The sequence below is a fragment of the Actinosynnema sp. NPDC004786 genome, assembly GCF_053601135.1.
In genome coordinates this window covers 16482-37496 of the sequence record NZ_JBSGBG010000030.1, presented here as the reverse complement: position 1 = coordinate 37496, position 21015 = coordinate 16482, and the positions used below count along the sequence as shown (strand labels likewise).

At 73.6% G+C, this 21015-nt stretch carries 19 protein-coding genes; 9 read left to right on the top strand and 10 right to left on the bottom strand.

The genetic code is table 11. The features are described 5' to 3' along the window. Positions 1-22 precede the first annotated feature (22 nt). From ACWEFJ_RS24900 to ACWEFJ_RS24885, 4 genes are all read left to right on the top strand, one after another. Complete coding sequence (locus ACWEFJ_RS24900; protein ID WP_378083215.1) at positions 23-1156, top strand: GuaB3 family IMP dehydrogenase-related protein; 1134 nt, start codon at positions 23-25, stop codon at positions 1154-1156. A 62-nt stretch (positions 1157-1218) separates the two neighbouring features. Then, positions 1219-2931: an FAD-dependent oxidoreductase gene (locus ACWEFJ_RS24895; protein WP_449715242.1), complete on the top strand. Its 1713-nt coding sequence runs from the start codon at positions 1219-1221 to the stop codon at positions 2929-2931. 114 nt (positions 2932-3045) lie between these two features. After that, on the top strand, positions 3046-4005 hold the full coding sequence (locus tag ACWEFJ_RS24890) for an MBL fold metallo-hydrolase (RefSeq protein WP_449715241.1): 960 nt from the start codon (positions 3046-3048) through the stop codon (positions 4003-4005). Then, entirely contained in the window at positions 4002-5300 is a 1299-nt protein-coding gene (locus ACWEFJ_RS24885; protein ID WP_449715240.1) for an FAD-dependent monooxygenase, read from the top strand. The genes ACWEFJ_RS24890 and ACWEFJ_RS24885 overlap by 4 nt, the downstream gene beginning before the upstream one ends. On the opposite strand, the gene ACWEFJ_RS24880 is transcribed toward ACWEFJ_RS24885, so the two are convergent. Beyond that, entirely contained in the window at positions 5275-6612 is a 1338-nt protein-coding gene (locus ACWEFJ_RS24880; protein ID WP_378083221.1) for a cytochrome P450, read from the bottom strand. The two genes, ACWEFJ_RS24885 and ACWEFJ_RS24880, sit on opposite strands and share 26 nt — an antisense overlap. After that, the gene (locus ACWEFJ_RS24875; RefSeq protein WP_449715239.1) at positions 6609-7400 is read right to left on the bottom strand and encodes an SDR family NAD(P)-dependent oxidoreductase; all 792 of its coding nucleotides are present in this window, start codon (positions 7398-7400) and stop codon (positions 6609-6611) included. Before ACWEFJ_RS24875 ends, ACWEFJ_RS24880 begins: the two co-directional genes overlap by 4 nt. A gap of 77 nt (positions 7401-7477) precedes the next feature. On the opposite strand from ACWEFJ_RS24875, the gene ACWEFJ_RS24870 reads away from it, so the two are divergent. Beyond that, complete coding sequence (locus tag ACWEFJ_RS24870) at positions 7478-8035, top strand: TetR/AcrR family transcriptional regulator (protein WP_378083227.1); 558 nt, start codon at positions 7478-7480, stop codon at positions 8033-8035. Here the strand turns inward: ACWEFJ_RS24870 and ACWEFJ_RS24865 are convergent. Both ACWEFJ_RS24865 and ACWEFJ_RS24860 read right to left on the bottom strand, forming a co-directional pair. Next, positions 8025-9470, bottom strand: a complete 1446-nt coding sequence (locus ACWEFJ_RS24865; protein WP_378083229.1) for an aldehyde dehydrogenase family protein — start codon at positions 9468-9470, stop codon at positions 8025-8027. The genes ACWEFJ_RS24870 and ACWEFJ_RS24865 overlap by 11 nt on opposite strands. Before the next feature lie 80 nt (positions 9471-9550). Beyond that, complete coding sequence (locus ACWEFJ_RS24860) at positions 9551-10267, bottom strand: phosphotransferase (protein WP_449715238.1); 717 nt, start codon at positions 10265-10267, stop codon at positions 9551-9553. A 51-nt stretch (positions 10268-10318) separates the two neighbouring features. Here ACWEFJ_RS24860 and guaA point away from each other — a divergent pair, with 51 nt between their 5' ends. Continuing rightward, on the top strand, positions 10319-11875 hold the full coding sequence (guaA, locus tag ACWEFJ_RS24855; protein ID WP_449715237.1) for a glutamine-hydrolyzing GMP synthase: 1557 nt from the start codon (positions 10319-10321) through the stop codon (positions 11873-11875). A 67-nt stretch (positions 11876-11942) separates the two neighbouring features. On the opposite strand, the gene ACWEFJ_RS24850 is transcribed toward guaA, so the two are convergent. Beyond that, positions 11943-12146: a hypothetical protein gene (locus ACWEFJ_RS24850; RefSeq protein WP_378083235.1), complete on the bottom strand. Its 204-nt coding sequence runs from the start codon at positions 12144-12146 to the stop codon at positions 11943-11945. Next, a complete protein-coding gene (locus ACWEFJ_RS24845) occupies positions 12139-13398 on the bottom strand; it encodes a PspC domain-containing protein (protein WP_378083238.1) in 1260 nt (419 codons plus the stop codon). Before ACWEFJ_RS24845 ends, ACWEFJ_RS24850 begins: the two co-directional genes overlap by 8 nt. Before the next feature lie 110 nt (positions 13399-13508). Here ACWEFJ_RS24845 and ACWEFJ_RS24840 point away from each other — a divergent pair, with 110 nt between their 5' ends. Then, positions 13509-14750: an ATP-binding protein gene (locus tag ACWEFJ_RS24840; RefSeq protein ID WP_378083239.1), complete on the top strand. Its 1242-nt coding sequence runs from the start codon at positions 13509-13511 to the stop codon at positions 14748-14750. Beyond that, on the top strand, positions 14747-15397 hold the full coding sequence (locus tag ACWEFJ_RS24835; RefSeq protein WP_053721568.1) for a response regulator: 651 nt from the start codon (positions 14747-14749) through the stop codon (positions 15395-15397). The genes ACWEFJ_RS24840 and ACWEFJ_RS24835 overlap by 4 nt, the downstream gene beginning before the upstream one ends. Before the next feature lie 7 nt (positions 15398-15404). Here the strand turns inward: ACWEFJ_RS24835 and ACWEFJ_RS24830 are convergent, their stop codons facing one another. From ACWEFJ_RS24830 to ACWEFJ_RS24820, 3 genes are all read right to left on the bottom strand, one after another. Next, positions 15405-16859 (bottom strand): protein kinase domain-containing protein, encoded by a 1455-nt coding sequence (locus tag ACWEFJ_RS24830; protein WP_449715236.1) that lies wholly within the window; start codon positions 16857-16859, stop codon positions 15405-15407. Between the two features lie 22 nt (positions 16860-16881). Beyond that, complete coding sequence (locus tag ACWEFJ_RS24825; protein WP_233825336.1) at positions 16882-17292, bottom strand: SsgA family sporulation/cell division regulator; 411 nt, start codon at positions 17290-17292, stop codon at positions 16882-16884. 195 nt (positions 17293-17487) lie between these two features. After that, positions 17488-18441: a DMT family transporter gene (locus tag ACWEFJ_RS24820; RefSeq protein ID WP_449715235.1), complete on the bottom strand. Its 954-nt coding sequence runs from the start codon at positions 18439-18441 to the stop codon at positions 17488-17490. A gap of 54 nt (positions 18442-18495) precedes the next feature. On the opposite strand from ACWEFJ_RS24820, the gene ACWEFJ_RS24815 reads away from it, so the two are divergent. Next, complete coding sequence (locus ACWEFJ_RS24815; protein WP_378083248.1) at positions 18496-19392, top strand: LysR family transcriptional regulator; 897 nt, start codon at positions 18496-18498, stop codon at positions 19390-19392. Here the strand turns inward: ACWEFJ_RS24815 and ACWEFJ_RS24810 are convergent. Then, complete coding sequence (locus ACWEFJ_RS24810; protein WP_449715234.1) at positions 19382-20977, bottom strand: serine/threonine-protein kinase; 1596 nt, start codon at positions 20975-20977, stop codon at positions 19382-19384. The two genes, ACWEFJ_RS24815 and ACWEFJ_RS24810, sit on opposite strands and share 11 nt — an antisense overlap. Positions 20978-21015: the final 38 nt, after the last annotated feature.

Below are 21015 nucleotides of genomic sequence, written 5' to 3'. Positions count from 1 at the left end.
GCTCCACGGAAGGACGTTTAAGGTGCGCGATCTGGTCGAGATCGGCATGGGCCGGACCGCGAGGCGGGCCTACGAGTTGGACGACCTCGAGATCATCCCGTCCCGCAGGACCCGGTCCTCGAAGGACGTCTCGACGGCGTGGCAGATCGACGCCTACCGCTTCGAGATCCCCCTGATCACCCACCCGACGGACGCGATCGTGTCGCCGGGCACGGCGGTCGCGATCGGCGAGCTGGGCGGGTTGGGCGTCCTCAACGCGGAGGGCCTGTGGGCCCGGCACGGCGACGTGGAGGAGGCCCTGTTCCGGCTGGTGCAGGCGGTGGAGGACACCGACGACCCGGCCGCGCCGGTGAAGGTGCTCCAGGAGCTGCACGCCGCGCCGGTGCGGGTGGACCTGATCGCCGAGGCGATCAAGCAGGTGCGCGAGTCGGGCGTCACGGTCGCGGTGCGGGTCAGCCCGCAGCGGGCGGCCGAGCTGACCCCGGACCTGCTGGCGGCGGGCGTGGAGATCCTGGTCGTGCAGGGCACGATCATCTCCGCCGAGCACGTGTCGCGCGACGGCGAGCCGCTGAACCTCAAGTCGTTCATCGCCGACCTGGACATCCCGGTGATCGCGGGCGGCGTCGGCGACTACCGGACCGCGATGCACCTGATGCGCACGGGCGCGGCGGGCGTGATCGTCGGCTACGGCTACACGCCGGGCGTGACCACGACGGACTCGGTGCTCGGCATCGGCGTGCCGATGGCCACGGCCATCGCCGACGCCGCCGCGGCGCGCCGGGACTACCTGGACGAGACCGGTGGCCGGTACGTGCACGTGATCGCCGACGGCGGCGTGCTGACCAGCGGCGACATCGCCAAGTCGATCGCGTGCGGCGCGGACGCGGTGATGCTGGGCGAGCCGCTGGCGGCGGCGTCCGAGGCGCCGGGCCAGGGCCTGTACTGGACGGCCGCGTCGGCGCACCCGTCGGTGCCGCGCAGCCACGTGTCGACCGGCGTGGACCAGGTCGTCGACCTGCGCAAGCTGCTGTTCGGCCCGTCGGTGGACCCGCGCGGCGTGACGAACCTGTTCGGCTCGCTGCGCCGGGCGATGGCGAAGACCGGCTACTCGGACCTGAAGGAGTTCCAGAAGGTCGGCCTCACCATCAGGGGTTGACGGTCGCGTCTGAACCGATTGAGAACTAGCTGTTACCGCGAGTTACGCCTAATGTCGCGACCATGGGTGAACTCGCCGGTAACAACACCGACTACGACGTCGTGGTGGTGGGCTCGGGCTTCGGCGGCAGCGTCGCCGCCCTCCGGCTCACCGAGAAGGGCTACCGGGTGGCCGTCATCGAGGCCGGCCGCCGGTTCGCCGACGACGAGTTCGCCGAGACGTCCTGGGACCTGCGGCGCTACCTGTGGGCGCCGGCGCTGGGCTGCTACGGCATCCAGCGCATCCACGCCCTGCGCAGCGTGATGGTGCTGGCCGGGGCGGGGGTCGGCGGCGGGTCGCTGGTCTACGCGAACACGCTGTACCGGCCGCTCAAGCCGTTCTACGCCGACCGGCAGTGGGCGCACATCACCGACTGGGAAGCCGAGCTGGCGCCGTTCTACGACCAGGCGAGCCGGATGCTCGGCGTGGTGGAGAACCCGACCACGACGCCGTCGGACGTGGTGATGCGGCAGGTCGCCGAGGACATGGGCGTGGCCGACACCTACCACCCGACGCCGGTCGGCGTGTTCTTCGGCGAGCCGGGCCGGACCGCCGAGGACCCGTACTTCGGCGGCGCGGGCCCCAGCCGGACCGGCTGCACGCAGTGCGGCGCGTGCATGTCGGGCTGTCGGGTCGGGGCGAAGAACACCCTGGTCAAGAACTACCTGTACCTGGCCGAGCGCAACGGCGCGCAGGTGCTGCCGCTGACCACCGTGACCGACCTGCGCCAGGCCCCGGACGGCACGTGGGCGGTCGGCACCCGGCGGACCGGCGGCAAGCTGCGCAGGGGCCGGCGCACGATCACCGCGGGCCAGGTCGTGCTGGCCGCCGGCACGTGGGGCACCCAGCAGCTCCTGCACCGGATGAGGGACGAGGGCGCGCTGCCCGCGCTGTCGCCCCGGCTCGGCGAGCTGACCCGGACCAACTCCGAGTCGATCATCGGCGCGGCCCGGTTCACCGTGGACGAGGAGCGCGACTTCAGCCGGGGCGTGGCCATCACGTCGTCCATCCACCCGGACGAGCAGACCCACATCGAGCCGGTCCGCTACGGCAAGGGCAGCAACGTGATGGGGCTGCTCCAGACGCTGGCCACGGACGGCGCCAAGTCGACGCCGCGCGTCGTGCAGTTCCTCGCCCAGGCGGTCCGGCACCCGCTGCGGCTGGCGCGGCTCATGTCCGTGCGCCGGTGGAGCGAGCGGACGGTGATCCTGCTGGTGATGCAGAGCCTCGACAACTCCATCACCACGTTCACCAAGAAGGGCCTGTTCCGGCGCAGGTTCACCTCGAAGCAGGGGCACGGGCAGCCGAACCCGACGTTCATCGAGGCGGGCCACCGGGCGAACCTGCTCGCGGCCCGGCACATCGACGGCATCCCGGGCGGCACCTGGGGCGAGCTGTTCAACGTCCCGCTCACCGCGCACTTCATCGGCGGCTGCCCGATCGGCTCGGACCCGGCCGGCGGCGTCATCGACCCCTACCACCGGGTGTACGGCTACCCGGGCCTGTCCGTGGTGGACGGCGCGGCCATCTCGGCGAACCTGGGCGTGAACCCGTCGCTGACCATCACCGCGCAGGCGGAGCGCGCGTTCGCGCTGTGGCCGAACAAGGGCGAGCCGGACCGGCGACCCGACCAGTCGGCGGGCTACCGGCGGCTCGCCCCGGTGCCGCCGCGCCACCCCGCCGTGCCGGCCGGCGCGCCGGGTGCGCTGCGGTTGCCGATCGTGGAGGTCGAGTAGGCGGGCGGGACCGGGTGGCGTTGGCCGGCGGGTGGGTGCGGTCGCTGCGCCGGGCGGGTTGTGGTTGCCGGTCGCGGGGGTGAGGACGACGTCACCGACCCTATGGTGGGTGGTGTGGCACCGAAGCCGTTCGCGTCCAGCGCCGACCTCGAGCCCAAGCGCGAGAAGTTCGTCCGGCTCGCGGACGGCGTGTACGCCCTGACCGCCGAGGGCGACCCGAACGTCGGCGCGATCGAGGGCGAGGACTTCCTGGTCTGCATCGAGGCCCGGGCCACGCCGAAGGCCGCCCGGCGCTGGCTCGACCGGCTCCGCGAGCACACCGACAAACCCGTCCGCCACCTCGTGCTGAGCCACTACCACGCGGTCCGCACGCTGGGCGCGAGCGCGTTCGGCGCGGCCGAGGTCATCGCGCACGAGAACACCAGGGCGCTGATCGCCGAACGCGGCCGCGAGGACTGGCTGAGCGAGTACGGCCGGATGCCCCGGCTGTTCGAGGAGCCGGCGGGCATCCCCGGCCTGACCTGGCCCACCGTCACGTTCTCCGACCGCCTCACCATCCCGCTCGGCGGCGACCGGGGCGAGGTGGAGCTGCGCCACTGCGGACGCGGCCACACGGCGGGCGACATCGTGGCCTGGCTGCCACACCAGCGGATCCTGTTCGCGGGGGACCTGGTCGAGTCGCGGGCGGCGCTCTACACCGGGGACGCGTTCCACGACGAGTGGGCCACCTCGACGTTGGACCGGGTGGCCGCCCTGGGCGCGGAGCAGCTGGTCGGCGGACGCGGCGCGCCGGCCCGCGACCGGGCGGAGGTCGACGCGGCCATCGCGCAGTCCCGGCACTTCCTGGACGAGCTGCGCCGCACGGTCGGCACGGTGCACGTCGGCGGCGGCACGGTGAAGGACGCGTTCGAGGCCGCGCACGCCGCCCTCGCGCCGCGCTACGGCCGGTGGCCGATCTTCGAGCACTGCCTGCCGTTCAACGTGCAGCGGTACTGGGACGAGTGCGACGGCGTGGACTGGCCGCGCATCTGGACCGCGGCGCGGGACCGCGAGGTGTGGGAGGCCCTGCGGTGATACCGGTGCTGGTGGTCGGCGCGGGTCCGGTGGGGTTGACCGCCGCGCTGCTGCTGGCCCGGGCGGGCGTGCCGACGACCGTGCTGGAGTCCTCGGCGCGCCGGGTGGCCGCGGGCAGCCGGTCGATCTGCGTGCACCGGGACGTGCTGAACATCCTCGAACGGGTCGGCGTCGGCCAGGCCGTGGTCGACGCGGGCGTCACCTGGTACCGCGGCCGGACGTACTACCGCGACCGCGAGGTGCTCACCGTCGAGCTGCCGCGCGCCGAGGGCCGCTTCCCGCCGTTCGTCAACACCCCGCAGACGACCGTGGAGCGGATCCTGCACGCGCAGGCCGCCGCCAGCCCGCTCGTCGACCTGCGCTTCGGGCAGGAGGTCGTCGGCATCCGGCTCACCGACCACGTCACCGTGCGCACGACCGACGGGACGCACGAGGGCACGCACTGCGTGGCGGCCGACGGCGGCCACTCCACCGTCCGCGCGCTGCTCGGCATCCCGTTCGAGGGTCACTCGTTCCGCGACCGGTTCGTCATCGCCGACATCCGGGTGGACCTGGGCCACCGGGAGCCGGAGCGCCGCTTCTACTTCGACCCGCCGTGGCACCCCGGCCGCCAGGTGCTCGTGCACCCGCAGCCGGACGGCGTGCACCGCGTCGACTGGCAGGTGCCCGAGGGCTTCGAGCTGACCGACGCGCACGTGCGCGCGGTCACCGGCGACCGGCCCCACGAGGTGCTCTGGCGGTCCACGTACCGCTTCCACCAGCGCCGCGCCGCCCGCTTCCGCGTCGGCCCGGTCCTGCTCGCGGGCGACGCCGCGCACGTGATGAGCCCGTTCGGCGCGCGGGGCCTCAACTCCGGGCTCTGCGACGCCGACAACGCCGCGTGGAAGATCGCCCTCGACCGCGCCGGCGGGGCAGGGCCGCTCCTGCTGGAGTCCTACCACCTGGAACGCGCCGCGGCCGCCGACGAGAACCTGCGCGTCACCGGCGAGACCATGCGCTTCCTGGTGCCCCGGACCGAGGCCGAGCGGGCCCACCGCCGCCGCGTGCTGGAGCAGGGCGTCACCGAGGAGATCGACTCGGGCCGGATGTTCGAGCCGTTCGCCTACCGCGACTCGCCCCTCACCACCAACGGCGACGGCGCACTCCGCCCGGACAGCCACCGCTACGGCCCCGGCTTCACCGTCGAGGGCGACGCCCTGGTCCGCCCCGACGGCCACACCGCGGCCACCGGGACCGACCTCGGCGCGGCGCGGCGCCGGGCCGAGGGCTTCACCGACGCCGGGGCGTCACCGTGAACCCGGCGGGCTTCAGCGTCAGCATCTCCGCCACCGCCAGCTCGTAGTCGGGCGAGGACTCCAGCTCGTACCGCCGCAGCACCGTGCCGAGCGCCAGCGTCGCCTCGTGCAGCGCGAACTGCCGCCCGATGCACGCCCGCTCCCCGGTCCCGAACGGCTTGTAGACGTGCGCGGGCCGGGCGCGGACGGCCGCCGGCGCGAACCGGTCGGGGTCGAACGCCTCCGGCGACCCCCACACCGCCGGGTCGCGGTGCACCAGCGGCAGCAGCACCAGCGCCCACTGGCCCGCCCGCATCGGGTACCGCCCGCCGAGCACGGTGTCCGCCCGCGCCTCCCGCGCGAACCCCGGCGCGGTCGGCCACAGCCGCAACGCCTCGTCCAGCACCCGCCGCACGTACCGCAGCTTCGGCACCTGCTCGAATTCCGGCACGTCCGCCGATCCCCACACCGCGTCCACCTCGGCCCGCGCCCTCTCCGCCACCTCGGGGTGCCGCGAGAGGTAGTACAACGCGAACGCCAGCGCGCCGGACGTCGTCTCGTGCCCGGCGATCAGGAAGGTGATCACCTGGTTGCGGATGTTCACCTCGTCCAGCTCGCCGGACGCCAGCATCAGCCCGAGCAGGTCCGACCCGCCCGACCCGCGCCGCGACCGCACCACCTCGTCCACGACCTCGGCGAGGAAGGCCAGGTCCCGCCGGTACCGCTCCTCCGCCGCGCGCCCGAACAGCCGGGCCACCAGGGGGAACGTGAAGTTCCTGCGCTGCGCGTGCCGCAACGACCCGGTCATCGCCCGCACGAACGGGTGGGTGTCGGCGCGGGAGAACGACTCGAACGAGTACCCGAAGCCGACCCGGCCGATCGTCTCCAGGGTCAGCTTCGTCATGTCGGCGGAGACGTCCACCTCGCCGCCCCGGTCCCACTTCGCCACCAGCTGCGCGGTCACGTCCACCATGGTCGGGTGGTAGGCGCGCATGGCGCTCTGCGTGAACGCGGGCAGCAGCACCTCGTGCGCCGCCTTCCAGTTCGGCTCGTCGTTGTAGGCGGTGAACAGCCCGTCCCCGCCCACGTCCCGCAACGCCTCCACGCCGAGCGCGAGGTGCTTGGCGAACCGCGACTCGTCGGCCAGGTCCGCGGCGAGGTCCGCCCCGCCGACGAACACGACCTCCCGGTCCAGGAACCGCCGGGTGAAGATCGGCCCCAGCTCGCGGCCCAGCCGCATCGTGTCCTGCACCGGGGTGCGCCGGTCGGCGCCCAGCACGTCACCCAGGAACGGCACCCGCCACCGCGGGTGCGGGATCGCCGGGGCCGTCACCGCTTGCCCCGGTTGGCCGCGCTCAGCCGGCGCATCAGCTCGTCGCTCGCCAACCGCCGCTGCAACCCCGACGAGAACGCCGGGAACGCGCCGCCCAGCACGCTCGCCACCCGCAGCTCCGGCGGCGCGACGTTCACCTCGGCCCGGTCCCGCTCGATGGCGTCCAGCACGCCGTCCGCGACCTCGCCGGGCGACACGGTCCGCACCCCGGCGGGCGGCTTCGCGCCGGTCTCGGCGAACATCCCGGCGTCCCGCACGAACCCCGGCTGCACGATCGACACGCCGACGCCGGTGCCGCGCAGGTCCTCCCGCAGCCCCAGCGCGAAGCCGCGCAGCCCGAACTTCGTCGCGTTGTAGAGCGAGCTGTGCGCGGACGCCACCTTGCCCGCCAACGACCCCACGAACACCAGGTGCCCGCGCCCGGCGTCCACCATGGCCGGCGCCAGGGCGCGGGCCAACGCGATCGGCGCCTCCAGGTTCACCGCCAACGCCCGCGCGACCTCCTCCGGCGTGAAGTCCAGCAACGGGCCGCCGGCCGGCAGCGCCGCGTTGGCGACGACCACGTCCACCGACCCGACCTCCTCGACCAGCCGCCGGACGCCCTCCGGATCGGACAGGTCGGCCGCCACGGCCCGGCCGCCGACCTCCTCCGCGAGCCGCGCCAGCTCCTCCGCCTTCCGCCCGGTCAGCACCGGCTTCGCCCCGCGCCGGGCGAAGGCCCGCGCGATCGACTGCCCGATCCCGCCCGTCGCGCCGGTCAGCAACACCGTCGTCCCCGTCACCCGCATGCGCCCTCCCGAAACTGTTCGTTCGAACGAACAGTACCGTGGATCCGCCGGGTCGTCCCATGCCGGACAATGACGGCATGACGGAGACCAGGCAGCGGATCATCGGGGCCGTGCTGCGGATCATCGGTGACGACGGTGTCGCGGGCGTGACCAACCGGCGCATCGCGCAGGAGGCCGGCGTGTCGCTCGGCTCCGTCACCTACCACTTCGCCACCCAGCAGGACCTGCTGCGGGAGAGCCTGCGGCACTTCGTCACCGAGGAGACGAAGCGCTTCGGCGAGCTGGCCACCCGCAACAACACCAGGTGCGCCAACCTCGACGAGGTGGTCGAGGTCGTCGGCCAGGTCGCCGAGGCGACGGGCACCGACAGCGAGCGCATCGCCCCGTACGAGCTGTACCTGCACGCCGGCCGGGACCCGGAGCTGCGCGCCGCCGCCGCCGAGTGCTTCGCCGCCTACGACCGGCTCGCCGCGACCGTCCTGGCGTCCGTCGGCGTGCCGGACGCCGACCGGCTCGCCGGCGCGGTCGTCGGCATGGTCATGGGCCTCAAGCTGAGGGCCCTGGCCACCGGCGACGACTCCGACGACCTGCTCAACGGCCTGCTGGCGCTCGCCAAGGGCGCGCTCACAGAGTGATGCCGGTGAGCACCATCGTGCGCTCCTCGGTGAAGTCCTCCATCGCCGACCGCACGCCCTCGCGCCCGGTGCCGGACCCCTTCACGCCGCCGTACGGCATCTGGTCGGCCCGGTAGGACGGCACGTCGCCGACGATCACCCCGCCCACCTCCAGGGTGGCCGCCGCCTCGAACGCCACGCCCAGGTCCCGGGTGAACACGCCGGCCTGCAACCCGTACTCGGTGGCGTTGGCCTGCTCGAACGCCTCGTCCACCGAGTCCACCACGGACACTGCGAGCACCGGCCCGAACACCTCCTCGCGCCACACCCGCGACCCGGGCGGCACGTCCTGCAGGACCGTCGGCTCGACCGTGGTGCCCGACCGGCCGCCGCCGACGTGCAGCACCGCCCCGTCCGCCACGGCCTCCGCGACCCACTCCTCGACCCGGCGCGCGTTGTCCTCGTCGATCAGCGGCCCGACCTCCACCTCGGGGTCGTGCGGGTCGCCGGTGCGCAGCCCTCGCACGGCGTCCACCAGCTTCGGCACGAACTCGTCGGCCACGTCCCGGTGCACCAGCACCCGCTGCACCGCGATGCACGACTGACCGGCCTGGTAGTTGCCGAACGTGGCGATCCGCCGGGCCGCGAAGTCCAGGTCGGGCCAGTCGGGGCAGACGATCGCGGCCGAGTTGGAGCCCAGCTCCATCACCACGTGCTTGCGCGGCGCGGCGTCCATCAACGACCAGCCGACCGACGTCGACCCGGTGAACGAGATGACCGGCAGCCGGTCGTCGGTCACCAGCGCCTTCATGTCCGACCCGCGCACCGGCAGCACGGAGAACGCGCCCTCGGGCAGGTCCGTCTCCGCCAGCAGCTCGCCCAGCAGCAACGCCGACAGCGGCGTGGCCGACGCGGGCTTCACGACCACCGGCGCGCCCACCGCCAGCGCCGGCGCCACCTTGTGGGCCACCAGGTTCAGCGGGAAGTTGAACGGCGCGACCGCCAGCACCGGTCCGCGCGGCACCCGCCGCACCACCGCGAGCCGGCCCTCTCCGCCCGCGTCGGTGTCCAGCCGCTGGAGGTCGCCGGTGAACCGCCGCGCCTCCTCGGCGGCGAACCGGAACGTGCTCACCGCCCGCCGCACCTCGACCTCGGCCCACTTCAGCGGCTTGCCGTTCTCGGCGGTGATCGTCTCGGCGATCTCCTCCGCCCGCTCGGCCAACGCCGAGGACACGTGCGCCAACGCCGCGGCCCGCACGTGCGCCGGTGTCCGCCGGAACTCCGCGGCGACCGCCGCCGCGGCGGCCACCGCCCGCTCCACCTGCTCCGGGCCGGGCACCGCCACCGACGCCACCTCCGTCCCGTCGAACGGGTGGTGCACCGCGATGGCCGACCCGCCCTGCTCGGCGTGTCCGGCGATCCAACAGGGCCGTGGCTGAGGCGTGAACGCGTCCATGCGGACACCGTATTCCCGTACCGCGCGGTCCGGCGGATCGATCTTGGAAGTACGCTCGGACGCCGACCGTGACGGACACCTCACAGGTCCGCGAAGTGCTCCCGCACGTAGTCCAGGTGCCCCAGGTAGTAGAGGTCGTGCCGCTCCTCGCGCTGCCGGTGGAACTCCGGCCGCTCCCGGATCATCGCCACCATGTCGGTCAACCGGGCCCGCACCCAGCGGCCGGCGCCGGCGGTCCCGATCCCGTACGCGGCGCAGAACAGCCCGAGCCGCCGCCGCTGGTCGGCCACCGTCCCGAACTCCGGCGAGAACGGCACCAGGCAGTACGCGGTGTAGGCGAGGTCCCACCACCGGGGTCCGGGCCGGGCGCCGTCGAAGTCGAAGACCCCCACCGGCAGCCCGTCGCGGAAGACCATGTTGTACGGCGCGAGGTCGTTGTGGCAGATCACCTCGACGGGTGAAATCGCCGGGAACTGCCACCCCTGCGCCGGCAGCTCGCCCACCAGCTCCGCCGACGCGTCGTGCAACCGCCGCGCCATCCGCGCCACGGCCACCAGCACGGCGTCCGCGCGCAGCGCCTCGGGCAGCGGCGGGTGGCCCACCTCACCCTCCAGGTAGGACAGCACCTCGCGGCCCCGTTCGTCGATCCCGTGCGGCGCCGGCGCGATGCCAAGCGGCGCAAGGCGTTCCAGCAGCCGGTGCACGTTGGGCGTCCACGGACCGGTCGGCCGGCGGACCGTCGACCCGACCCGCACGACCTCGTTCAGCCCGCCTCCGGTGAGCACTTCCTCCCGCACGCATGACATCCTTCACCTGCGCGGATCCGCCGGACGAGAGGTTTTTCCCCAGTGGCTGAGAGCAGCAACCGCCCTGTGCTGGTAGTGGACTTCGGCGCGCAGTACGCGCAGCTGATCGCCCGCCGGGTCCGGGAGGCGCAGGTCTACTCGGAAGTCGTCCCGCACACCACGCCCGTGGCGGAGCTGCTGGAACGCGACCCGGCCGCGATCGTGCTGTCCGGCGGCCCGTCGAGCGTGTACGAACCGGGCGCGCCCCAGGTCGACCCGAAGCTGTTCGACGTCGGCGTGCCGGTCTTCGGCATCTGCTACGGCTTCCAGGCCATGGCCGGCGCCCTGGGCGGCACGGTCGAGCACACCGGCACCCGGGAGTACGGCCGCACCGAGCTGGGCGTGCGGGCGGGCGGCCTGCTGCACGACGAGCTGCCCGCCAGCCACCCGGTGTGGATGAGCCACGGCGACTGCGTCACCAAGGCGCCCGACGGCTTCACCGTCACCGCGACCAGCGAGGGCGCGCCGGTGGCGGCCTTCGAGCACGCCGAGCGGCGGTTCGCCGGCGTGCAGTACCACCCGGAGGTCGGCCACTCCCCGCACGGCCAGGAGGTGCTGCGCCGCTTCCTGCACGACATCGCGGGCATCCGGCCGCAGTGGACCACGTCCTCGATCGTGGACGAGCAGGTGGCGCGGATCCGCGAGCAGGTCGGCGACGGCAAGGCGATCTGCGGCCTGTCCGGCGGCGTCGACTCGGCCGTGGCCGCCGCGCTCGTCCAGCGCGCCATCGGCGACCGCCTGACCTGCGTGTTCGTCGACCACGGCCTGCTGCGCGCGGGGGAGCGGGCCCAGGTCGAGCGCGATTTCGTGGCCGCGACCGGCGTCAACCTGGTCACCGTGGACGCCCGCGAGCGGTTCCTCGACGCGCTGCGCGGCGTCACCGACCCGGAGCAGAAGCGCAAGATCATCGGCCGGGAGTTCATCCGGGTCTTCGAGCAGGCCGAGCGCGACCTCAAGGCCGAGGGCGACTACCGGTTCCTCGTCCAGGGGACGCTCTACCCGGACGTGGTCGAGTCCGGCGGCGGCACGGGCGCGGCGAACATCAAGAGCCACCACAACGTCGGCGGCCTGCCCGATGACCTCCAGTTCACCCTGGTGGAGCCGCTCCGCGCGCTGTTCAAGGACGAGGTCCGCCGCGTCGGCACCGAGCTGGGCCTGCCCGAGACGATCGTGCAGCGGCAGCCGTTCCCCGGTCCCGGCCTCGGTATCCGGATCATCGGCGAGGTCACCCAGGAGCGGCTGGACATCCTGCGCAAGGCCGACGCGATCGCCCGCGAGGAGCTGACCAGCGCGGGCCTGGACCGCCAGATCTGGCAGTGCCCGGTCGTGCTGCTGGCCGACGTGCGCAGCGTGGGCGTGCAGGGCGACGGCCGCACGTACGGCCACCCGGTGGTGCTGCGCCCTGTGTCCAGCGAGGACGCGATGACCGCGGACTGGACCCGCCTGCCCTACGACGTGCTGGAGCGCATCTCGACCCGCATCACCAACGAGGTCAACGAGGTGAACCGGGTGGTGCTCGACGTGACGAGCAAGCCGCCGGGCACCATCGAGTGGGAGTAGGCGCGACAAAGGGGGAAGGCCCGTCCACCGGACGGGCCTTCCCCTTTTCCCCCACATCCCCCTCGGACTACCGGCGTCGTCGCGCGGACCCCGCCAGCAGCCCCAGCCCGATCACCATCGCCCCGCCGGCCAGCGCCCACCTCAGGTCGAGGAAGTCCGGCCACGCCGCCCCGTCGGAGAGCATGTAGGCGGCCGCGACCAGGGCCGCCACCCCGAACACCAGGCCCACGACGTCGACACCGCGCTTCTCGACCGAATCCCGCTCAGCCACGACTCACCTCCACCTCTCCGAGATCGCTCCGCACGTCCAGCACGATCTTCAACCCGCCGGGCCCGTCGGCCCCGTAGTCGGTGACCTCCTCGTGCCCGCTCTTGCCGTTGGACTGGCGACCGAGGCACCGCACCTCGCCGAGGTCGGTCCGGCAGTTCACCGTCACGTCCGCGTCGGCCGGCACCTTGACCCGCGCGCTGCCCAGCCCGACCTCGACGTCCGTCGTCACGGTCCCGGACCCGCCCGCCGGCAGGCCGGTCAGGTCCAGCTCGACCTCGCCGACGCCCGTCGTGTACCGCTCCTGCACGTCCTCCACCGTCGCCGGCCGGGCCCTGGTGCTGCCCATCTGCCTGGCGTCGACGTCGAAGTCGACCGTCGTCAACAGCACCCCGACCACCGACAGCGGCACGACCAGCCACAGCAGCCCGCGCCCGCCGCCGCCCCGCAGCGCGCCGAGCACCATGCCCCCGCCCAGCACCGCGACCAGCAGCCCCAGGACGTGCCGCGCGTCGAACCAGTCCGAGTAGGACGACGCCACCAGCGACCCGGCCAGCACCACCAGCGCCGCGCCGAACGTCGCCACCCCGACCCTCGACCGCGGTCGCCGGACCGCCGGCACGGCGGGCGACGCGCCCACCGGCTCCGGCGTCCCGCCGGGCTCGGGCAGGTCCCACGCGAACGGGGCCGCGCCCAGCGGGTCCCAGGCCGGCGGCGTCACCCGCTCCGTCGCTCGCTCCTCCGCCGACACCGTTCCCCCCGCGTCCGTCGTCAACCCCGACCCGACTCCCGCGCCGGACCCCACCCCGGTGGGCACGTCCGGCCGGTTGAGCTGCCCGCGACCGCGGTGCAGCAGGTAGATCGCCCCCACGGACAGCAGCACCCCGCCGACCATGGTGAAACCGCCGTCGACGAAGAACCCGGTCGCGGGCAGCACCGCGAGCCCGAGCAGCACGGTCAGCGCCGTCGGCGTCGAGCTGCGGCCCCGCCCGATCAGCGCCTCCGCCGCGGACACCTCGTCGTCGGCCTGCGCGAGCCACAACCAGCCCAGCAGGTAGATGAGCAGCCCGGCGCCGTTGCACAGCGCCATGGCCACGAACGCCACCCGGACGATCACCGGGTCGATCTGGTACCGCTGGGCGATACCGGCGGCGACTCCGGCGATCTTGCGACCGTCGTGGGGCCGCCTGGGCCGCGTGGCCCAGAAGTCCTTCAGCGTCTCCTCGACGCCGGCTGCGCTGATGCTCCCGCTCACGACGACAAGCTTGCTGAACGCGCGCCGCCCGCACATCGGGGACCCACCCTGAACCGCGCATCGGGTGGAACCCTGATGACCGGCCCCCACCCCCGTGTGACCATCAAGGGGTGAGTTCGGAGACGAAGACCGCCGTCGAGCCGGTGCGCCGCAGGCGGACCGGCCGGGTGGTCGCGGGCGTGGCCGGCGGGGTCGCCGACCACCTCGGCATCGAGGTGTTCTGGGTGCGCGCGGCGTTCGCCGCGCTGACCGCGTTGAACGGCGTCGGCGTGATCGCCTACGGCCTGCTGTGGCTGTTCGTGCCGCAGCGCGCGGCCGGCGAGCCGGAGGAGCAGTCCACCCCGAGGGAGCGCCAGCAGGCCCTCGGGCTGGTCGCCCTGGGCATCGGCGCGGCCGTGCTGGCGGGCCTGTTCTCCGGACCGGTCAGCGGCTGGATCGCCGGGCCGCTCGCGGTGGCCCTCGTGGGCGCGGCCGTGGTGTGGCGCGAGGCGGACGAGGCCCAGCGCCGCCGGTGGCGCGACGGCGCGAGGTCCGGGATCCTCGGCGGCTCCGGCCGCACCACGGTCGTGCGCGTGCTCGCGGGCGTCGCGCTGGTGGCCATCGGCATCGGCGTCCTGCTGGTGAACAGCTACGGCATCGACCAGCTCCGGTTCGCGCTGCTGGCCGTGGTGGCCACCCTCGGCGGCGTGGCGGTGCTCACCGTGCCGCTGTGGATCAAGCTGATCAACGACCTGGGCGAGGAGCGCCGGGTCCGCATCCGCACCGAGGAACGGGCCGAGATCGCCGCCCACCTGCACGACTCCGTGCTCCAGACCCTCGCCCTGATCCAGAAGCAGGCCGAGCAACCGCGCGAGGTCAAGCGCCTGGCGCGCGGCCAGGAGCGGCAGCTGCGCGAGTGGCTGTACGGGCGGGTGGTCGAGGACAACAACGAGCCCACCACCCTGTCCGCCGCCATCGCGAAGGCGTCCGGCGAGGTCGAGGACAGCTTCGCGCTGGCCGTGCAGCAGGTCGTGGTCGGGGACTGCCTGCTGGACCCCAACCTGTACGCGCTGGTGCAGGCCGCGCGCGAGGCGATGGTCAACGCGGCCAAGCACGCGGGCGTCGGCGACATCAGCGTGTACGGCGAAGTCGAACCCGATCGGGTGACCGTGTTCGTCCGCGACCGGGGCAAGGGCTTCGACCCGGAGACCGTGCCGGAGGACCGGCATGGCCTCGCGGACTCCATCGGGGGGAGGATGGACCGGCACGGCGGCGAAGTCCGGATCCGCACCCGGTTGGGTGAGGGCACGGAGGTGCAGCTGATGATGCCGAGGAAGACCGCAGACAAGCGAGAGACGGGGGCCAGGACATGACCGTCCGGGTGTTCCTGGTGGACGACCACGCGTTGTTCCGCGCCGGGGTGCGGGCCGAGCTGGACTCGATCACCGACGAGATCGAGGTCGTCGGCGAGGCCGGCTCGGTCGGCGAGGCGGTGGCGGGGATCGGGCACCACCGCCCGGACGTGGTGCTGCTGGACGTGCACATGCCCGACGGCGGCGGCGCGGAGGTGCTACGGCAGGTGCGCACGGCGCTGCCCGAGGTGGTGTTCCTGGCGCTGTCGGTGTCCGACGCGGCCGAGGACGTCATCGCGGTCATCCGCGCCGGCGCGCGCGGGTACGTGACGAAGACCATCTCCAGCCAGGAGCTGGTGCGCGCGGTGGTGCGGGTCTCGGAGGGCGACGCGGTGTTCAGCCCGCGGCTGGCCGGGTTCGTGCTGGACGCGTTCGCCGACCGGCCCGGCGCCGCGCCGATCAGCGACCCGGAGCTGGACCTGCTCACCCCGCGCGAGCGGGACGTGCTGCGGTTGCTGGCGCGCGGCTACGCGTACAAGGAGATCGCGTCGGAGCTGTTCATCTCGGTGAAGACGGTCGAGACGCACGTGTCGAGCGTGCTGCGCAAGACGCAGCTGTCGAACCGGTACGAGCTGTCCCGCTGGGCCTCCGACCGCCGGCTGGTCTGACCGGCGGCTACGCGAGCTGCTGGGACTCGCTGATCAGCAACCGGTCCTCGACCTGCTCCAGGACCAGCTGGTAGGAGCCCGAGACCTCCGTCGCGCCCCGCAGGAACGTCACCCGCACCCGCACGACGAACCGGGTCGGGTGGTCCTGCACGGCTTCGATCGGGTCGGCGCGGACGTCGTCGTACTGGCCCCAGAACGCCCGGTACTCCTCGAACGGCTGCTGCCGGTACGAGGTGCTCAGGTTGTGCCACGCCGCCTCGGGGTCCTCCGGCAGCAGGGCGTAGTGGTAGCTGACCAGCGCGATCGCGTTCTCGGTGGTGAACGTCGTCGGCGGTGCGGCGGTGTCCTCGGGCGACCAGGGCCTGAGCGCGAGCACCGCGACCACGCCCGCGACGACGACCAGCATGAGGGCCGCCACCACCGGCGCGAGCCACCGCCGCTTGGCCGCCCGCTCGACGGCCGGTCCCGGTTCGGCGGACGCCCGCTCGGCGGGAACGCCCTGGTCCGAGTCCCGCGCATCACCCGTGGCGTTCTGCGGGCGGGAGCCCGGCGCAGCGGCTCGTTCGCCGGCGCCCTGTCCGCTGAAGTCCGCGTCACCGGCCTTCCGGGCGGCGGAATCCCGCTCGGCGCGCTCCCGCCCGTCGGCCCGCCCGATCTCGGCCAGCAGCTCCACCGCCTGGGCCGCCGTGGGCCGCTCGGCCGGGTCCGCCGCGAGCAGCCGCTCCAGCACACCGGTCAACGGCCCGCACCGCGTCGGCGGCTCGACCCGCCCCGCCGCGGCCCGGTACAGCAGCCCGAAGTTGTTGTCGCTCACCCCGTGCGGCGACTTGCCCTCGACCGCCGCGTACAGCGTCGCGCCCAGGGAGAACACGTCCGAGGCGCGGTCCGGCTGCTCACCGCGCGCCACCTCGGGCGCGAGGTACGCCGGTGTGCCGGTGATCATGCCGCTGTCGGTCAGCGTGCCGTCCCCCGCGGCCCGCGAGATGCCGAAATCGGTGAGCTTGACCGTCCCGTCGTGCCCGATCAGCACGTTCGACGGCTTCACGTCCCGGTGCACGATGCCCGCCGCGTGCGCCGCGGCCAGCGCCGACGCCACCCGGCCGCCGACCCGGGCCGCCTCGACCGGGTCCAACCCGCCCTCTTCCGCCAGCAGCCCGGCCAGGCTGCGCGAGGGCAGGTGCTCCATGACCAGCCAGGGCCGGCCGTCCTCCACCACCACGTCGAACAAGGAAATCGCGTCGGGGTGCTGCAACCGGGCCGCGTTGCGCGCTTCGCGCATCGCCCGCGCCCTGGCCACCTCGACCTCGTCGTCGGTCAGGTCCGGCCACCGGAGCTGCTTCACCGCGACCTCGCGGTCGAGCAGCCCGTCCCGCGCCCGCCAGACGACGCCCATGGCACCGCTGCCGATCCGCTCGACCAGCGCGTACCGACCGCCTACCGTCCCCGTCCCCCCGGACTCCACACCAGCAGGTTAGGCGATGCGGTCAGTTGGTCGAGACCAACTTGGCCAGCTCGCGGTCGAAGTCGATCCACAGGTCCTCCTCGCCGGGCTGGACCACGTCGTAGGTGAGGTCCAGGAACTCCGCGATGTCCTCGGCGTCGGCCGACAGGATCGCGAAGCCCGTGGGCGCGTTCAGCTCGACGAGCACCCGCTCGGGGTCGTCGGCGGCCGGCCGGACCAGGATGTCGCCCTCGCCCGCCGAGGTCAGCAGGCCGTCGGCCAGCAGGTCGCGGGCGAAGATCCACTCGACCTTGCCCTGCCCGGTGTGGAACAGGACGGCGACCGCGTACGGGTCCTCCGGCTCGTAGTGCAGCTCGGCCTCCACCGGGGCCGGGGCCACGCCCGGGACCAGGAGGTGGAACGTCGTTGTGATGGTGATGCTGTCGTTGCTCATGGCCTGTGGGTTCCCTTCGGAAGTCGTCCCTCTCATGTGAGGAGACGTCCGAGAGGGCGAATCGGGACGTGGTTCGCCTGAACACCACGCGATCGGGGGAGACCTGCGTCTCAAGTCCACCCGTTTGCCCAGGACGGCCGTCTCAGTTGGACCCGTCGCCCGGCATACCGACGGGTAACGGTGTGTTATCGCAGGTCACTTGAGCGTGGCCGCCGGGGTCGGCGCCTCCGCCGCGACCGGCACGATGGCCGTCGCCGGCTGCTTGCGGGTCAGCGCGACGCCGACGAGCACCACGACCATGCCCGCCACCACGCGCAGGTTCAGCGCCTCGCCGAGGAACAACGCGCCCAGCAGGACCGACACCACGGGCAGCAGGTAGCCGACCATCGTGGCGTTGGTCGCGCCCTCGTCCTCGATGACGCGGTAGTTGAGCACGAACGCCACCCCGGTGCCGAAGACGCCCAGGATCGCCACGGCCACGAGCGGCTGCCAGGACAGGTGCACCGGCTGCGTCCCGGCCACCGGCACCACGACCGCCGTCATGCCCGCCGCGGCCACCAGCTGCGTCGAGGAGATCTGCATGGGGGTCAGGCCGCGCCCGGACACCTTGCTGCCGATGTAGGCGTAGCTCACCGCGTAGGACGCCGCCGCCGCCAGGCACGCCAGCGCGCCCCAGCTGGCCAGCCCCGCCTTCTGCCACGGCGCGAAGATGAGGAGCACGCCCGCGAAGCCGAGCACCAGGCCCGCGAACCGGGCCGGGTTGCGCTGCCGCTCCGTGCCCAGGGCCAGGCCGATGCCCAGCGCCCACAGCGGGGTGGTGGCGTTGAGCACACCGGCGACGCCCGAGTCCACCGTCTGCTCGCCCAAGGCGAAGAGCGCGAACGGCACCGCGCTGCCGAACACCGCGGCAAAGCCGAGCCGCAGCCACGACGTCCGGTCGCGCGGCAGCCGCTGCTTCTTCCAGTGCAGCAGCGCGACCAGCACCGCCGCGCCCAGGGCGGTGCGGGTGAGCGTGATCTGGACCGGCGACAACCCGGTCAGGGCGATCTTGATCCACAGGAAGCTGGAGCCCCAGAGCAGGGCCAGGACACCCATCCTGATCAGCGTGCCAGGCTTGTTCACCAGCACACCTTGCGCCTCGTCAAGCATCAGCACAAGTGAATAGAACTGCACGACGCTTAAGCGCCACTGTACGGTTGACGCATGTTGGACGTGCGACGCATGCAGGTGCTCCGGGCCGTGGTGACCACCGGCTCCATCACCGCCGCGGCGGTGAACCTCGGGTACACGCCCTCGGCCGTCAGCCAGCAGGTCTCGGCCCTGGAGCGGCAGGCCGGGCTGCCGCTGCTGGACCGGGTCGGGCGGGGCGTGCGGCCCACCCTCGCGGGCCGGCTGCTCACCGAGCACGCCGCGCACATCACGGACCGGCTGGTGGAGGCGGAGGCGGCCCTGGCCGACCTGCGCGCGGGCCGCACCGGGCGCCTGCGGGTGCGCTACTTCGCGACCGCGGGCGCGGCGCTCGTGCCGCCCGCCGTGGCCCAGTTCCGCGCCGGCCACCCCGACGTCCAGCTCGACCTCAAGCTCACCGAGCCGGACGACCCGATGGTGGAGGTCGAGGCGGGCCGCGCCGACGTGGCGATCGTCGTGCACCACGGGAACGCCGAGCCGCCTCGCGGCGTGCACCTCGTGCACCTGCTCGACGACCCGTACCTGGCCGTGCTGCGGCGCGGGCACGAGCTGACCCGCAAGCGCGTGCTCGACCTCGCCGACCTGGCCGAGGAGCAGTGGGTGGACGCCGTGACGCCGCCCGGGCCGTGCCGCGACATCGTGCTCGACGCCTGCGCGGGCGCGGGGTTCGCGCCGAACGTCGTGGTCGAGGCCGACGACTACCCGACCGCCCAGGGGTTCGTCGCGGCCGGGCTCGGCGTCACCATCGTGCCCAAGCTCAGCCTGGGCGTGATCCACCCCGGCGTGGTGGTCCGCAAGCTGCGCCACCCGGAGCCGACCAGGACCATTTGCGCCGCGATCCGCGAGGAGGGCGTCGGCTCGCCCGCCGTGACGAGCCTGCTGGAGGCGCTGAAGGGGTCGGCTACGAGCTGAGCTTCTGCTCGCCGTCGATGAAGATGCCCTGGTTCTCCCACTTGAGGATGATCAGCTTGCGCTCCTCGCTGACGGAGTCGTCCTTCATCCGGTAGGCGAGGTCGACCTCGTAGGCGTAGGGCGAGTTCATCCGCACGCTCTTGAGGTCCACCGACTCCACGAGCTTCCACCAGCCCTCGTAGCCGCCCGCGCCGCCGGCCGAGGACTGCATCTTGGCGGTCAGCCGGCTGAAGCCCTCGTCGATGTGCTCCGGCAGCAGGCCGAAGTAGTCGCGGACGGCCTGCTCCTGCTGCTCGGGCGTGGGCGCGGCGGTGATCTTGGCGGGCGGCGCGGTCGACTTCTTCGTCGGCGTGACCGACGCCTCCGCGCCGGCCTCCCGCGCGGTGGTGGACGTCGTCGGCGCGGCCTGCTCGCCGCCACCGCCGCCGTCGGACAGCACGCTCGCCAGCAGGATGCCGACGACCGCGGCGACCGCGACGGCCAGCGCGGTGACCACGGCGGACCGCTTGTTCCGGATGGGACCGCCGGGTCTGGCGCCGCCGCCCGGCCGGGCCGGCGGCGGGGTGTGACCTGTCTGCCGCTGCTGCGCCGCCGGGGCGGGCGCGGGCGCGATCCGGGTCGCCGCCGGGGCCTGGGGAGCCGCCGCGGCCTGCGGCGCGTTCTGGTTGGCCGGGGCGGGCGTGCGGGCCGGCGCCTGCACCGGCGCGCCCTGCCACGACGGCGGGTGGGTCTGCGGCAGCGCCACCGGGAACTCGGGCGCGGCCCGGCCGGCGGCGACCGCGGCCAGCGCCTCCCGGGCCTCGGCCATGGTGGGCCGGTCCTCCGGCTCGGCGCGCAGCAGGCGCATCAGCAGCGCGGTCAGCGGGCCGGCCTGCTTGGGCGGCACCACCTTGCCCGACGCGACCTGGTGCAGCAACGCGATGGTGTTCTCGTTCAGGCCGAACGGCGGCGCGCCCTCGACGGCCGCGTACAACGTCGAGCCCAGCGAGAACACGTCCGAGGGCGGGCCGGGGTCGTACCCCTTGGCCACCTCGGGCGCGAGGTAGGCGGGCGTGCCGGCGAGCATCCCGGTCGCGGTGACCGTGACGTCGCCCGTGGCCCGCGAGATGCCGAAGTCGGTGATCTTCACCGTGCCGTCGTTGCCGAGCAGGATGTTGCCCGGCTTGATGTCGCGGTGCACGATCCCGGCGTTGTGCGCGGCGGCGAGGGCGGAGGCGACCTGCGAGCCGATCGACGCCACGTCGCGGGGCGGCAGCGTGCCGCGTTCCGACAGCGCCGTGGACAGGCTCTTGGACGGCAGGTACTCCATCACCAGCCAGGGCTGGCCGTCGTCCTCCGCCACGTCGTACACCGCGATCGCGTGCGGGTGCTGGAGGCGGGCGGCGATCCGGCCCTCGCGCATCGCGCGGCGCTTCGCCTCGTCCGTGTCGGACTCGGCCAAGCCGGGCTGGAGCAACAGCTGCTTGACCGCGACCGTGCGGTGCAGTCGCTCGTCGTGCGCCTGCCAGACGACGCCCATCGCACCGCTGCCGATCCGCCGGCCAAGTCGGTAGCGGCCGGCAACCAGGCGGCCATCGTCGCTCACGGCGTGCTCCCAGTAGCTGCTAGGGCTTCATTCAGTGG

Excerpts from the sequence above, each read along its gene's own strand:
- ACWEFJ_RS24895 (WP_449715242.1), top strand. The coding sequence starts at position 1,219 with ATGGGTGAACTCGCCGGTAACAACACCGACTACGACGTCGTGGTGGTG.
- ACWEFJ_RS24815 (WP_378083248.1), top strand. The coding sequence starts at position 18,496 with ATGTTGGACGTGCGACGCATGCAGGTGCTCCGGGCCGTGGTGACCACC.
- ACWEFJ_RS24820 (WP_449715235.1), bottom strand. The coding sequence starts at position 18,441 with ATGCTTGACGAGGCGCAAGGTGTGCTGGTGAACAAGCCTGGCACGCTG.
- ACWEFJ_RS24865 (WP_378083229.1), bottom strand. The coding sequence starts at position 9,470 with ATGGACGCGTTCACGCCTCAGCCACGGCCCTGTTGGATCGCCGGACAC.
- ACWEFJ_RS24870 (WP_378083227.1), top strand. The coding sequence starts at position 7,478 with ATGACGGAGACCAGGCAGCGGATCATCGGGGCCGTGCTGCGGATCATC.
- ACWEFJ_RS24875 (WP_449715239.1), bottom strand. The coding sequence starts at position 7,400 with ATGCGGGTGACGGGGACGACGGTGTTGCTGACCGGCGCGACGGGCGGG.
- ACWEFJ_RS24825 (WP_233825336.1), bottom strand. The coding sequence starts at position 17,292 with ATGAGCAACGACAGCATCACCATCACAACGACGTTCCACCTCCTGGTC.
- ACWEFJ_RS24835 (WP_053721568.1), top strand. The coding sequence starts at position 14,747 with ATGACCGTCCGGGTGTTCCTGGTGGACGACCACGCGTTGTTCCGCGCC.